Annotated in this window: 11 protein-coding genes; 7 read left to right on the top strand and 4 right to left on the bottom strand. The window is 42.4% G+C overall.

Annotated elements, in window-relative coordinates; all coding sequences use genetic code 11:
* The first annotated feature begins 5 nt into the window (after positions 1-5).
* Positions 6-1613, top strand: coding sequence for a glycoside hydrolase family 43 protein (locus MHI58_RS10185; RefSeq protein WP_045034981.1), 1608 nt, complete (start codon positions 6-8; stop codon positions 1611-1613).
* A gap of 46 nt (positions 1614-1659) precedes the next feature.
* Here the strand turns inward: MHI58_RS10185 and MHI58_RS10180 are convergent, their stop codons facing one another.
* Positions 1660-2820 carry an ROK family transcriptional regulator gene (locus tag MHI58_RS10180; protein WP_045034980.1) on the bottom strand — a complete coding sequence of 387 codons (1161 nt, stop codon included), beginning with the start codon at positions 2818-2820 and terminating at the stop codon, positions 1660-1662.
* A gap of 213 nt (positions 2821-3033) precedes the next feature.
* Here MHI58_RS10180 and xylA point away from each other — a divergent pair, with 213 nt between their 5' ends.
* From xylA to MHI58_RS10165, 3 genes are all read left to right on the top strand, one after another.
* The gene (xylA, locus tag MHI58_RS10175) at positions 3034-4371 is read left to right on the top strand and encodes a xylose isomerase (RefSeq protein ID WP_024718319.1); all 1338 of its coding nucleotides are present in this window, start codon (positions 3034-3036) and stop codon (positions 4369-4371) included.
* Positions 4372-4404: 33 nt separating this feature from the next.
* Entirely contained in the window at positions 4405-5898 is a 1494-nt protein-coding gene (gene xylB, locus MHI58_RS10170) for a xylulokinase (protein WP_045034979.1), read from the top strand.
* A 94-nt stretch (positions 5899-5992) separates the two neighbouring features.
* The gene (locus MHI58_RS10165; RefSeq protein WP_008346560.1) at positions 5993-6679 is read left to right on the top strand and encodes a glycoside hydrolase family 11 protein; all 687 of its coding nucleotides are present in this window, start codon (positions 5993-5995) and stop codon (positions 6677-6679) included.
* 46 nt (positions 6680-6725) lie between these two features.
* Here the strand turns inward: MHI58_RS10165 and MHI58_RS10160 are convergent, their stop codons facing one another.
* Positions 6726-8765 carry a molybdopterin oxidoreductase family protein gene (locus tag MHI58_RS10160; protein WP_045034978.1) on the bottom strand — a complete coding sequence of 680 codons (2040 nt, stop codon included), beginning with the start codon at positions 8763-8765 and terminating at the stop codon, positions 6726-6728.
* 118 nt (positions 8766-8883) lie between these two features.
* Positions 8884-10080: a cytochrome P450 gene (locus MHI58_RS10155; protein WP_045034977.1), complete on the bottom strand. Its 1197-nt coding sequence runs from the start codon at positions 10078-10080 to the stop codon at positions 8884-8886.
* A gap of 422 nt (positions 10081-10502) precedes the next feature.
* On the opposite strand from MHI58_RS10155, the gene proC reads away from it, so the two are divergent.
* From proC to MHI58_RS10140, 3 genes are read left to right on the top strand one after another with little or no spacing between them, the layout of a single operon-like run.
* A complete protein-coding gene (proC, locus tag MHI58_RS10150; RefSeq protein ID WP_080688171.1) occupies positions 10503-11348 on the top strand; it encodes a pyrroline-5-carboxylate reductase in 846 nt (281 codons plus the stop codon).
* A gap of 27 nt (positions 11349-11375) precedes the next feature.
* A complete protein-coding gene (gene proB / locus MHI58_RS10145; RefSeq protein ID WP_045034976.1) occupies positions 11376-12494 on the top strand; it encodes a glutamate 5-kinase in 1119 nt (372 codons plus the stop codon).
* A gap of 18 nt (positions 12495-12512) precedes the next feature.
* Positions 12513-13781, top strand: a complete 1269-nt coding sequence (locus MHI58_RS10140) for a glutamate-5-semialdehyde dehydrogenase (protein WP_025207480.1) — start codon at positions 12513-12515, stop codon at positions 13779-13781.
* 198 nt (positions 13782-13979) lie between these two features.
* Here MHI58_RS10140 and MHI58_RS10135 read toward each other — a convergent pair whose 3' ends face one another.
* The gene (locus MHI58_RS10135; protein ID WP_041507101.1) at positions 13980-14549 is read right to left on the bottom strand and encodes a GNAT family N-acetyltransferase; all 570 of its coding nucleotides are present in this window, start codon (positions 14547-14549) and stop codon (positions 13980-13982) included.
* Positions 14550-14628: the final 79 nt, after the last annotated feature.

The raw sequence follows: 14628 nt of genomic DNA, 5'->3' as shown, positions 1-14628 counted from the left end.
TTCAATTGAAGATTACTAATCCAGTGCTCAAAGGGTTTAACCCTGACCCAAGTATTTGCCGTACGGGAGAGGACTATTACATGGCGGTTTCTACATTTGAATGGTTCCCGGGGGTGCAAATTTATCACTCGAAGGATCTCGTCCACTGGCGGCTCGTCGCGCGTCCCTTGCAAAAAACTTCTCAACTCGATATGAAAGGAAATCCTGATTCCGGCGGGGTTTGGGCGCCGTGTTTAAGTTATGCGGATGGTCAGTTTTGGCTCATCTATTCAGATATTAAAGTAGTAGATGGTCCGTTTAAAGATGGTCATAATTATTTGGTCACAGCTGACGAAGTAGATGGCGAGTGGAGCGATCCGGTTCGGCTCAATAGTTCTGGGTTTGATCCTTCCTTGTTCCATGATCCAAGCGGAAAGAAATACGTGTTGAATATGCTGTGGGACCATCGAGAAAAACATCACTCCTTTGCAGGTATAGCCTTGCAGGAATATAGTGTATTTGAAAAAAAACTGGTCGGTGAGCGGAAGGTCATTTTTAAAGGCACGCCAATCAAACTGACAGAAGCCCCACATCTTTATTACATCAATGATGTCTATTATTTATTAACAGCTGAAGGGGGAACACGTTACGAACATGCAGCCACAATCGCCCGTTCCTCGCGTATTGATGGGCCGTACGAGGTTCATCCTGACAACCCAATTTTAACGGCTTTTCATGCGCCTAGCCATCCACTACAAAAATGCGGGCATGCTTCCATTGTACAAACGCATACAAATGAATGGTATATGGCTCATCTGACTGGCCGCCCAATTCATTCAAGGAAGGAATCCATTTTTCAGCAAAGAGGCTGGTGCCCTTTAGGAAGAGAGACAGCCATACAAAAGCTTGAATGGAAAGATGGCTGGCCGTATGTTGTAGGCGGAAAAGAGGGGCTTCTAGAGGTTGAAGCGCCTGCGATGAGCGTAAAAGAGTTCTCTCCAACCTATCACATAGTCGATGAATTTAAAGATTCATCGTTAAATAGACATTTTCAAACATTAAGAATCCCATTTACGGATCAGATTGGTTCAGTGACGGAAAATCCTCATCATTTAAGGCTGTATGGGCAGGAATCTTTAACGTCTAAATTTACCCAAGCGTTTGTTGCGAGGCGCTGGCAAAGCTTTTATTTTGAAGCAGAGACAGCGGTTTCCTTCTTTCCGAAAAACTTTCAGCAAGCGGCAGGACTTGTGAATTATTATAATACGGAAAATTGGACTGCACTTCAGGTGACTTATGACGAGGCGCTTGGCCGTATCCTTGAGTTATCTGTGTGTGAAAATCTGGCCTTTTCTCAGCCGCTAATCAAAAAAATCATCATCCCAGACGAGATTCCGTATGTGTATTTAAAAGTGACTGTTCAGAGAGAGACGTACACGTATTCTTATTCTTTTGATCAACAAGAGTGGGAAAAAATAGATGTACCGCTTGAATCGACCCATTTATCAGATGATTTTATTCGAGGAGGGGGGTTCTTTACAGGGGCTTTTGTCGGAATGCAGTGCCAAGACACAAGCGGCGAACGTCTGCCTGCCGATTTTAAGTATTTTCGATACGAAGAAACAACTGAATAAAAAAAGACAACACTCTAAAGGCTGTCTCTCTTTAACATGTATTCCATTATGGTGAAGGCGTGACATCACGCAAAAAAGCTTCAGTGACTAGAGATGTCATCCCTAAGGCTGGTGCATTTTGTCCTAATGATGAAGGAAGCAGCTCCACCCGTGAGCTGAATTGTGCATCCATTCTAGAGGATACTTCATCTTGAATGACACTTAGAACGGCCTGTTCAGATTCAATGACCTTGTTTCGTAAAATAACGGCTTGTGGGTTGAAGGTATGCAGAACGTTTGTGAGACCTACCCCAATGTAAAAGCCAAAGTTACGCAAGGCATTGAGTGTCTTCATATCATTTAACTTCGCCAGCCGCTCAATATCTTGATAGGTGAGTGGCTGACCATCTGTTTGGAGCGATTGGAACAGTGCCTTCTCAGATGCATACAGTTCCCAGCAACCACGATTTCCGCAGCTACATGTCGGTCCATTAAAGTCGATCGTCATATGTCCCATTTCACCAGAAAAACCGTTCGTGCCTCTATATAAATGATGATTGATAATGATGCCTATTCCAATACCAGTGCCGATACTTGCATAGATCAGATGGTCATAATGTTTAGCAGCACCGAAGATTTTTTCACCGTACGCACCGGCATTTGCTTCATTCTCGATAAAAACCGGTACTTGGAATGTGTCTTGGAGACTTGTTTTTAGATCGACATTTTTCCATTTTGAATGAGGCGTAAACACAATTTGTTCATCTGCATCGACCAGACCTGGTATACAAATCCCTATACCAATCAGCCCGTATGGAGAAGAAGGAATGTGTGAACGTAACTGCTGAATCAATTCAATTAAAATACGGACGGTCACATCAGGTGTGCTGGATGGGAGCTTGAGCTGCTCATCATGAATAATCGACCCTTCAAGGTCTGTTAAAATGCCGTTGACATAATCAACACCGACATCAATGCCGATAGAGTAACCTGCACGTTTATTAAACATGAGAAGCACGGGTCTTCTTCCGCCGCTAGATTCGCCTTGACCGATTTCATAAACAAGATGTTCTTTCATTAATGTACTCACTTGAGAAGAAACGGTCGATTTATTTAACCCAGTGCGTTCAGATAATTTTGCTCTGGAAATTGGTGCATGGTGCAGAATTTCGTTTAGCAATAGCTTTTGATTTATTTTTTTCACAAAGTTCTGATCCGCAATATCCATTGTATCCACTCCATTTGTTTCGTCTTTAGATTAAGTGAAGAAAAGCCACTTTTTATCGTGTTCATTCTCTATAAAACATGCTTTTCATTTTATTATAACGAAAATATTTCTAAAAAACTAAAAAATATGGAAAATTCAAAGAGATTAGTTGGTAAACTCGTTTGTTCGTTTGTTGAATCAACTTACTAAGTGAATATATAGGGGGAATCACTTATGGTCAAATCAAATATGACTTCGTTAAGTAGTTTACAGGGGATTGGCAACATTCAATATGAAGGAAAACATTCAAAGAACCCATTCGCATTTAAATATTATAATCCGAGCGAAATGATTGGCGGAAAGACAATGAAAGACCACCTGCGATTTTCCGTCGCTTATTGGCATACACTGACTGCTGATGGAACAGACATGTTTGGAACTGGCACGATGAAAAGGGCCTGGGATTCTTATAGTGGAATGGATTTGGCGAAAGCTAGATTGGAAGTGGCTTTTCAGCTCTTTGATCTATTGGATGTTCCGTATTTTTCATTCCATGACCGTGATATTGCACCAGAGGGCGACACGCTTCAAGAGACCAATCAGCAGTTAGACATCATCATAGAAAGAATGAAAGATTACATGCAGCAAAGCGGGGTTCGGCTTCTATGGAACACGGCTAATATGTTTAAGCATCCAAGATTTGTTCACGGTGCAGCGACATCCTGTCATGCAGATGTATTTGCCTATGCAGCTGCACAAGTGAAAAAGGGCATCGAAACAGCAAAGGAACTCGGCGCAGAGAATTATGTTTTCTGGGGAGGACGAGAAGGTTACGACACACTACTGAATACAGATATGAAAAGAGAGCTTGACCATTTGGCGACCTTTTTGCATATGGCGGTCGATTATGCAAAAGAAATTGGATTTACAGGTCAATTTTTAATTGAGCCAAAGCCGAAGGAACCGACAACTCATCAATATGATACGGATGCAGCGACATCGATCGCCTTTTTAAAACAATATGGATTGGATACACACTTTAAATTAAATATCGAGGCCAATCATGCGACATTAGCGGGTCATACGTTTGAACATGAGCTGCGTGTAGCAAGAATTCATGGACTGCTCGGTTCCGTTGATGCCAACCAAGGAAACTCCCTTCTAGGCTGGGACACAGATGAATTCCCAACGGATTTATATGCCACAACACTCGCCATGTATGAAATTTTGCAAAATGGCGGACTTGGAACAGGCGGTCTCAATTTTGATGCAAAAGTCAGAAGAGCCTCCTTTGAACTGGAAGATCTTCTGTATGCCCATATTGCGGGGATGGATGCATTCGCAAAAGGGCTGCGGGTGGCTCATAGACTCATAGAAGACCGTGTGTTTGAAGATGTGATCAAGCACCGGTACCGTAGTTTTTCTGAAGGAATTGGACGGGAGATTTCAGAAGGAACGGCAAACTTTCATACATTAGAAGAATATGCACTGAAACATCCGCTCATCAGAAACGAATCTGGCAGAGAGGAACAGTTGAAAGCCAGATTGAATCAATATTTGTTAGAAGATTAATGGAGCGGGCTGCTGTTTTGAAGGAGTGAACACATGAAGTATGTGATGGGAATTGATCTTGGAACGAGCGGAGTCAAAGCGATATTAGTAGATGAGAGCGGGAAGGTATGCTGCGAGACGACTAAATCTTACCGCCTCATTCAAAGCAAACCAGGTTATTGTGAGCAAAATCCTGAAGACTGGGTAGAGCAGACGATGGCTGCGATGACAGAACTTATGGAGAGAAAGCCTGTTCAGTCAATGCAGGTAGAAGGCATCAGTTTTTCTGGACAAATGCACGGACTTGTTTTATTGGATGAATCCCTTCAGGTGCTCAGGCCTGCCATCTTGTGGAATGACACAAGAACAACACCGCAATGCGTGCGCATGACAGAAAAGCTAGGAGGCAGGCTGCAAGCGATCACAAAAAATCAGGCGTTAGAAGGGTTTACACTGCCAAAGTTGTTATGGGTAAAGGAACACGAACCAGAAATTGATCAACGAATCCATTTGTTTTTACTTCCAAAAGATTATGTCAGATATCGATTAACCGGCGCTATTCATATGGACTATTCTGATGCGGCTGGTACGTTACTGTTGGATATTGGAGAACAAACATGGAGTGAGGAGATTTGTCAAACCTTTGATATTCCGATTCGTATTTGCCCGCCGCTCGTTTCATCGGAGGCGGAGGTTGGAACACTTTTGCCGCAGATCGCAAAGGAAACCGGGATGACAGAAGAGGCGAAGGTTTTTGCGGGTGGAGCGGATAATGCTTGCGGTGCCATTGGTGCCGGCATTTTATCATCAGGTCACACACTATGCAGCATTGGCACATCAGGTGTCATTCTTTCCTATGAAGAAAATCATAACAGAGAGCTGAATGGAAACTTGCATTTATTCCATCATGCAAAAAAAGACGCTTTTTATACAATGGGAGTCACTTTATCAGCAGGTTATAGCCTCGATTGGATTAAATCTTTACTTGCTCCAAATGATTCGTTTAAAGCCCTTTTAGCCGGAGCAAAGGATATAGCGCCTGGCGCAAATGGATTGCTGTTTACGCCATATTTAGTTGGGGAAAGAACGCCTCATGCAGATTCACTCATTCGTGGAAGCTTCATTGGATTAGACAGCCGGCATGAAAAAGCGCATATGGTTAGAGCTGTGCTCGAAGGAATCACTTTTTCATTAAATGAATCGATCGCTTTATTCAGGCAGGCCGGAAAAAGAATCGATGCTATTGTGTCCATTGGTGGAGGTGCGAGAAGTCATACATGGCTTCAAATGCAGGCAGATATTTTTCAAGTTGAGGTGATTCAGCTTAAAAATGAGCAAGGGCCCGCGTTAGGTGCAGCGATGCTTGCAGCAGTTGGATGCGGCTGGTACCAGTCACTCGAGGCGTGCGCGGATCAGTTTATCCATCAAGCGGCCGTATTTACACCAAATCAACAGCATGTCGATGTATATGATCATCTCTTTCGTTTGTATCAAAGCATTTATACAAACACAAGAGACATTCATGCGGATCTAGCACAGTATCGATAATCTAGTAGTGAGTGGGGGCATGAAAGGAGGTGATGAATTCGTTTCATCTTAGAGATGACAGAATCAAAAGGATGAAAAAGGAGAGGAATGGAAGATGAATTTGAGAAAATTAAGACTGTTGTTTGTGATGTGTATTGGACTGACGCTTATACTGACGGCTGTACCAGCCCATGCGAGAACCATTACGAATAATGAAATGGGTAACCATAGCGGGTACGATTATGAATTATGGAAGGATTATGGAAACACCTCGATGACACTCAATAACGGCGGGGCATTTAGTGCAGGCTGGAACAATATCGGAAATGCTTTATTTCGAAAAGGAAAAAAGTTTGATTCCACTAGAACTCACCATCAACTTGGCAACATCTCCATCAATTACAACGCAAGCTTTAACCCAGTCGGGAATTCCTATTTATGTGTCTATGGCTGGACACAATCTCCATTAGCAGAATACTACATTGTTGATTCATGGGGCACATATCGTCCAACAGGCACACATAAAGGAACATTTTATGCAGACGGGGGCACATATGACATTTATGAAACAACCCGTGTCAATCAGCCTTCCATTATCGGAATCGCAACCTTCAAGCAATATTGGAGTGTACGTCAAACGAAACGTACAAGCGGAACGGTCTCCGTCAGTGCGCATTTTAAAAAATGGGAAAGCTTAGGGATGCCAATGGGGAAAATGTATGAAACGGCATTTACTGTAGAAGGCTACCAAAGCAGCGGAAGTGCAAATGTGATGACCAATCAGCTGTTTATTGGCAACTAAAAAAGTCAAAGAAAAGAGCCGGGAGCAAAACGCCTGGCTCTTTCTATCATAATTTTTCAACTTCGACTCTGCCGGAAAAGAACGTCGCACCACCGCCCATATCTGCCAAACGATCAGGTGTGAGGCCATTCACCAAATGTTTTTTGCCTTTTTGGTCTGCCCATAATCCCTGGCTGACAACAACGCCAGATAACACATTTTGTCCGACTGACACGATGAGCTCGCATTCTCCTCGATCATTCAGCACACGAACCATGTCCCCATCTTCAATCTGTCTTTCTTTTGCATCTTGTTCATTCATATGAAGCTTCGGAAATTTCTCAAGCTTTTGATGCTTCTCATGAAGAGAGAAGGTGGAATTAAGAAAATTATGGTTTGGTCCCGGTATAAACGTCAGTGGATAATCACTTTCCTTAAATAAAGGTACATAGGTTGGGAGGGCTGGATATCCATCTTTTTTCATTTGTTCAGAGTAAAGCTCAATTTTCCCGCTTGGGGTAGGGAGCTTTAAATCTTCGAAAGGCCCTCGTTTTGCTTTGATCCACTTTTTCTCTTTTAACGCTTGATATGAAATGTTTTCATAGTGCGGATTTTCAGGGTGATGAAGAGCTTGTTCCATTAGTTCCGCATCTGTGTCTTTAAAGGCTTCATCTTCAAAGCCCATCGCATGAGCCAAAAGACGAAACACTTCTGTGTTTGATTTGCTTTCTCCATAACGTTCTATAACAGGTTCTTGAATTTGAATGTAATGATGCCAGTAAGAAGTATAAAAATCCTCATTTTCAAAGGCAGAGGTCGCTGGCAGAACAATATCCGCATAAGTGGCTGTCTCTGTCATGAACAAGTCATGGACAACCGTAAATAAGTCTTCCCGCATCAAACCGTCTCTTACTTTATTTGCTTCAGGTGTCACAACAGCCGGGTTGCAAGAGTAGACAAAAAGAGAATCAATAGAAGGTTCTGCGTTCGTTAGCACGCTGCCCAGCTGATTCATATTAAATGTTCTAGGTTCGCGTTCCTTTAATAATTCCGGCCGCTGAAGAGCGATTTCATTATAACTAAGAAAAGAAGAGTTCGATTTCATCGCACCGCCGCCTTTGTGCAGCCATTGACCGGTGAGGGCAGGGAGGCAGGAGATGGTTCGAATACTCATACCGCCATTATCGTGATGCTGTAGCCCATTGCCAATACGAATGAGAGACGGCGATGTCTCTGCGTACATTCTCGCGAGTGTGATGATGTCTTCTTTCGGGACACCCGTGATTTGTTCAACCGTTTCTGGATCGTACTGCTTCACATGCTCGCGAAGTTCATTGTGACCGACCGTGTAAGTCTCTAAAAATGACGTATCTGTGAGGTCTTCTTTAAAAAGGACATGCATGATCCCAAGAGCTAGCGCACTGTCAGTGCCAGGGCGAAGCGGAATGAACCAATCTGCCATCCGGCCCGTTTGGTTTTTGTGCACATCAATGACGACAATTTTAGCCCCTTGCTTTCGAGCTTTTTGTGCCAACGTGATTTGATGCATATTGGTTGAAACCGCATTGATGCCCCAAAAGATAAATAGTTTCGTATGAATGGTCTCTTCTGGGTCTGTCCCGATGCTTGCGCCCATTGTATATTTATAGCCAGTTGTTCCGGCTGATTGACAAATGGTTCGGTCTAGCTGACTTGAGCCAAGTCGATAGAAAAAGCGGCGGTCCATTCCTTCTGCATTGAGATTTCCCATATTCCCATAGAAGCTGTAAGGCAAAATGCTTTCTGGTCCTTTTTCTTCGATCAGCTTTGTCCATTTTTGACGAATGGTTTCAATCGCTTCTTCCCACGTAATTGGAGCAAATTGCCGGTCACCTTTTTGACCTACACGTTTTAATGGTGTTGTCAGACGTTTTTTATCATATAAACGAGCTGTGACATTCCGCACTTTATTGCAAATGTTTCCTTGAGTGACTGGATGATCTGGATCTCCTTGAACTTTAACGATCTTTCCGTTCTCTTTATGTATTAAAAGACCGCACTGATCAGGGCAATCTAACGAACAAACTGATTTGAATATTCCGTCTTTCATTGCTGTGTAATCGGTCATACGTTTAGCTTCCTTTCCGAATTCCGTGATCACTGTACATATGGATTTTATTTTAGCATGTTCAGACGAGGAAGGTAAGGATAAGCATATGAAAAAAAGCCCCTAATGAAAGGGACTTTTAAAAACGGGTGACCTGCACAGGGAATTCTTTGACCCCAAACACAAACGTGCTTTGAATCGGTTTCAGCTGATCTGCCGCACAGGTGATTTCTCGAAACGTACGGAGTAAAACCTCAAGTGCTAGATGAGCCTCAAGCCGGGCGAGAGGGGCACCAAGACAAAAATGGATGCCGAAGCCAAAGCTCAAATGCGGATTTGATTTTCTGTCAAGACGAAACGTATCTGGATCGTCAAACTTCCGTTCATCACGATTCGCAGATGCCACCCAGCTGATAAGATAGTCTCCTTTTTCAATGTGAGAACCGGCAATCTGAACATCCTCTGCTGCAACTCGCCCAATCGCTTGAACAGGCGGATAATAGCGTAGCGTTTCTTCTGTCAATTGAGGAATGAGAGACAGGTCTTGCCGCACTGATTCGGCGAGATGCGGCTGCTCTGTTAAAAGTCGTACGGCATTTGTGATTAAATTCGTTGTTGTTTCATTACCAGCAACGAGTAAGAGTATACAAAAGCCAAGCAGTTCATTTTCTGATAAACGCTCACCGTCAATTTCCGCTTGGATGAGAAGGGAGATTAAATCATCGGCTGGCGTTTCTTTTCGCTTTTGGATCAAATGAGCAAAGTACTCTGACAGCTCTTTTTCTGCTTGTTTTTGCATGTCGACAACGGCTTGAACAGCTTCTTTTGAATCATCTTTGGCTCCTGCAACTAGAGCATCTGAATGTTTTTTGATCAGCTCTCTGTCTTTCACTTCTGCACCGAGAAGCTCGGCGATGATCATGACAGGTAGGGGAGCGGCCAGATCTTGCACAATATCGAAGGTCCGTTGATCCTTTACTTGATGTAATAGATCATGGGTCAAGTCTTTGATCTTTTCTTCTATTTGTTTGATCGCTTTTGGCGTGAAGGCTTTATTGACGAGTGTTCTCATTTTGGTATGTTTTGGAGGGTCCATTGTTAAAATACTCGTTTTAGATGTACTTCTTCCTCGCTGTGATGAAAACACTTTTGGCTGCTTCAGAACGGACTGAATATCAGCATATCGAAAGAGATCCCAGCACTTTCTCGTTTCGTCGTATCGAATATCACCCTGCGATCTTAATTCATTGTAGATAGGGAATGGGAAAAGAAGGTCATCTGTAGATCGGATTTCTTTCATTGGGATGACATTGACGTAATTTTCTTTTACTTTCATTATGAACGCTCCTTTTTCACTTGATTTCCCTTTCACGGTATCACCACGAAAAACGCATTTCAACGGACATGTTTTCTAAAATATGTCAATAGTCTAATCGAAAGATTCAAACACATTCATCCTATAGGAAAATAGAAAGTCATCAAAATGATAACGCTTTCTAAAAACTAGAATTGAAGTCACCGAAACCAAAAATAAAATGGTGAATTCAGTCGAACGAAAGGGTACTATGATTCAAATCTGTATAGTTCTTTTGATCTAAATTGATGATTTTAAAAAACACGGCTAACATACATACCGCAAGCTGTTCAGCGTGTATTCGGGACTTTTGAAAAGCGCTGGCTCTTTCTTGACACGATTTCTCATCATGTTACGATAACTAACGTGCGAAAAACACGAACAAAAAGCGAACAAGGGAGAGGATCAATATCATTGATCAAAAGAAAGTTGCTTTCATTGGAGCAGGTTCTATGGCGGAAGGAATGATTGCAGGTATTGTGCGATCAGGTCAGATGCCGCTCAGCCAAATTTACGCAACAAACAAGCAAAATAAGCAGCGATTAAACGAACTAACGAAACGCTACGGAATCCAAACAGCCACAATGGATTCATTTCCTTTTGAAGAAATGGATATGTTGATCCTGGCAATGAAGCCAAAGGATGCTGAAACAGCACTTGAATCATTAAAACCTCATATTCAGAAAGATCAGCTCATCCTGTCTGTACTTGCAGGTGTGAAATCATCGTATATTGAAGACATGCTGCATGAAGGGCAGCCTGTTATGCGAGTAATGCCAAATACGTCAAGTACGATTGGGGCGTCGGCGACCGCTTTATCTGCTGGACGTTATGTGAAAAATGAACATGTAAGCATGAGTCGGGCTCTTTTATCTGAAATGGGAGAAGTGTATACCATTCAGGAAGAGCAAATGGATATTTTCACAGGAATTGCCGGAAGTGGTCCAGCTTATTTTTATTTCTTAATGGAAAGAATCGAAGAGGCTGGAGAAGAAGCTGGCTTATCAAAAGAAATGTCCCGTCAAATCGGTACACAGACACTTCTCGGTGCAGCGAAGATGCTGCAAGAAACAGCTGAAAATCCTTCTGTCCTCAGAGAAAAAATTACGTCACCTAATGGAACAACTGCTGCAGGACTAGATGCATTAGATGATTTTGGCGGAGGAGAAGCCATCAAACAGGCCGTCAAACATGCCGCCAATCGATCAAAAGAAATAAGTGAACAGCAAAAACAAAAAGTAACGATATAAATAGAGCCTCAATACAGGAGTGATAAGGTGTACGCAGATAAAGAGAGAAAACGAATTGTTGTGAAAATCGGAAGCAGCTCTCTTACTAGCTTTCAAGGTGAGATTAGTTTAAAAAAACTAGAAAACCTCGTCAATCAAATTGTAAAACTCAAAGATGAAGGACACGAAGTCATTTTGGTCTCATCTGGTGCGGTTGCAGCTGGTTACCGAAAATTAGGATTTATTGATAGACCGAAAACACTGCCAGAAAAACAGGCGTCTGCCTCAATAGGGCAAGGGCTTTTAATGGAGTCATATTCTACTTTATTTTTATCGCACGGTTATATTGCTTCACAGCTATTAATTACAAGAAGCGATTTTTCAGATGAAACGCGCTATCAAAATGTGCGAAATACAATGAATGTGTTATTAGATCGAGGGATCATCCCGATTATTAATGAGAATGATACAGTGACGATCAATCGGTTGAAATTTGGAGATAATGATACATTGTCTGCAAAAGTAGCTGGACTGATTGATGCGGATTTCCTCGCTATTTTATCTGATATTGACGGCTTGTATGAAGATAACCCTCATACAAATCCGAATGCGAAGAGAATTCTAGAAGTCACAGAAATCACAGAAGACATCGAAGCAGCCGCTGGAGATGCGGGAAGCAGCGTTGGCACAGGCGGAATGAAATCAAAACTCGACGCCTTTAAAATTTCAATGGCCTCAGGCATCAATGGCTTTTTGGGAAAAGCCGATACGCCTCACATTTTAGACAAAGCCATTAATGGGACAGAGGACGGCACTTATTTTACAGCTGACGAAAATTTAGCGCCGCTGAATTATAAAAAGCAGTGGATTGCTTTTCATTCTGGCCCAAAAGGCGAAATCGTTGTTCAAGAGAAAACACAGGAACTTCTCATGCATCGTGAGAAAAGTCTGGATTCTGACGGCATAGTCGATGTAAAGGGTTCGTTTAAAAAAGGCGATGTTGTCCGTATTTTAGATCAAGATGAAAGAGAAATAGGGCTTGGCATTGTCAATTATGCGTCCAACGAACTCGCACTGAACGGTGACTTGCTACAGGATGAAGTGGTGCATGTCGTAGATCTTGAAGCATTTGTTTGTCATTTAGATTTATCAATACCAGTTTGCTAATCATAAGGGAGGAATTTCATGACACTGACAGCTGAAGTTGTCACATCGGTCAAAGAAAAAGCGAAAAAAGCAAAGCACGTATCAAAAAAACTAGGTTTACTTCAAACAGAGGAAAAAAATGAGGCGCTGCTGAAAATAGCAGAAACACTCGAACAGCAAAGTGATTTTATTTTACAGGAAAATCAAAAGGATTTAGAGGCAGGAAAAGAAAAGGGCTTCTCTGAAGCATTAATGGATCGATTAATGTTAAATGAAGAGAGAATTCATGAGTTTGCGGAAAGTTTGCGGCTTGTGACGAGATTAACAGATCCTGTTGGAGAAATATTGGATGAATGGACTCTTGAAAACGGCTTACATGTGAAAAGTCGAAGAGTACCGCTCGGCGTGATCGGGATGATCTATGAAGCGAGACCGAATGTCACTGTCGATGCAGCAGGGCTTGCCCTCAAGGCAGGCAACTCAGTGATTTTAAAAGGCGGTTCCTCCGCTATTTCTTCCAACAAAGCCATCGTCCGCGTCATTCATGAGGCATTGGATCAAACAAAGATCCCTCGTGATGCGGTACAGTTTATTGAACAAACAGACCGTTCATCGGTTCAAGCGATGTTTCATCTAAAAGAATGGATCGATGTTTTAATTCCGAGAGGCGGGGCTTCGTTAATCAAAACAGTTGTAGAAGAATCGACCATTCCCGTTCTTGAAACAGGGACAGGGAACTGCCATATCTTTATTGATCAAACAGCGAATGTAGAAAAAGCCATTCAGATTGTCATCAATGCGAAAACAAATCGTCCGGCCGTTTGTAATGCGCTTGAGACTCTGATCGTTCATCGCGATTGGCTGAAAGAAAATGGTGCAGCATTGAATGAAGCACTCCTTCAGCACCATGTCACTGTGCATGGAGATCAAGACGCTCAATCTTTCTTTTCCGAAGCGGTTCCTGCGGAGGAAGTGGATTGGACAGATGAGTATTTAAGTCTTGATCTTGCGGTGAAAGTCGTTGACTCAATTGAGGACGCCATTCACCACATTGATCAGTACGGAACGAAACATTCAGAAGCCATCGTAACAGAGGATGAAAAAAACGCACAAATCTTTCTAAACGAAGTCGATGCGGCCGCTGTTTATCATAACGCATCTACACGTTTTACAGATGGCGGTGCACTAGGATATGGCGCTGAAATTGGCATTTCTACTCAAAAGCTGCACGCAAGAGGGCCAATGGGACTTCCTGCACTGACAACGACAAAGCTGCTTCTATCTGGTGATGGTCAGATTAGAAGCTAGAATGAATGTAAAGAACACTACCTTTCTAACTTGAGGTAGTGTTTTTTAGTGACTGATGAAAGAAGAGAGAAAAAAGGGAACGACATGGAAACGATGCTGAAGCACTGACAACTCTTGAAAAAGAAGACAAAGGGCTAAAATAAAGTCCATTTTAGCCCTTTGTCAACAATCTGAAACTCCCCATAAGAGGGAGTTTTTTTATGAACTTGAACGGTCTTTTTTCATGACTTTCTCAAATTTGAAAAATTCAAATGTCTCAGGCGCTAAAGGGTCATTTTCTTGATCGTTCTCATGAGGCAAGCTCGGATCTGGATGGTGCAAGTGATAAAACTCAACAATCTGAAACCCGCATTTGTTCACATAAAAATGAATGTTGCGCTTTTCAAAATAAGGAGTGACAACTTCCCACACCTTCGTTTCTGGATATTGCGCCTCAATGGCTTTCCACGCTGCCTGACCAATGCCGCGGCTGTGAGATAATGAAGAAATGTATAATAGGTCCACCGAATTGCGGTGTGTGAGAGGGTTGATTTTTAAAACAACCCCTCCTGCCTTTTGACCGTTTAGTAAAATATGATAGACAAGGTTCTCAGTCGAATAAAAAGATTCATCAATCGACTCATCAGGAGGAATTGGTCCACCTTCTGCATCGCCAAATGCATCAATGATGCCAGCTGTGAAAGCATCTTGCAGTTCCTTTTTCATCAAAGGGAAGTCTTCTTGATTTGCAAGTGATAATGTGACTTGATCTTGTGCGATTTTGTTCATGTGTAAATCCTTTCTCCACATATGTGGTGTTTCTGCATGTTATCATAAAGGATGGAGTAACTCCATAGTCAAGAAAGGA

The organism is Bacillus sp. FSL K6-2869 (assembly GCF_040869405.1).
Lineage (GTDB): Bacteria > Bacillota > Bacilli > Bacillales > Bacillaceae > Bacillus > Bacillus altitudinis.
This window is presented reverse-complemented; position numbering and strand designations above follow the sequence as displayed.

Bases quoted from the DNA above. Each gene is read 5' to 3' on its own strand.
- MHI58_RS10155 (WP_045034977.1), bottom strand. From the start codon at position 10,080: ATGAAAGTAAAAGAAAATTACGTCAATGTCATCCCAATGAAAGAAATC.
- xylB (WP_045034979.1), top strand. From the start codon at position 4,405: ATGAAGTATGTGATGGGAATTGATCTTGGAACGAGCGGAGTCAAAGCG.
- xylA (WP_024718319.1), top strand. From the start codon at position 3,034: ATGGTCAAATCAAATATGACTTCGTTAAGTAGTTTACAGGGGATTGGC.
- MHI58_RS10140 (WP_025207480.1), top strand. From the start codon at position 12,513: ATGACACTGACAGCTGAAGTTGTCACATCGGTCAAAGAAAAAGCGAAA.
- MHI58_RS10135 (WP_041507101.1), bottom strand. From the start codon at position 14,549: ATGAACAAAATCGCACAAGATCAAGTCACATTATCACTTGCAAATCAA.
- MHI58_RS10165 (WP_008346560.1), top strand. From the start codon at position 5,993: ATGAATTTGAGAAAATTAAGACTGTTGTTTGTGATGTGTATTGGACTG.
- MHI58_RS10180 (WP_045034980.1), bottom strand. From the start codon at position 2,820: ATGGATATTGCGGATCAGAACTTTGTGAAAAAAATAAATCAAAAGCTA.
- MHI58_RS10160 (WP_045034978.1), bottom strand. From the start codon at position 8,765: ATGACCGATTACACAGCAATGAAAGACGGAATATTCAAATCAGTTTGT.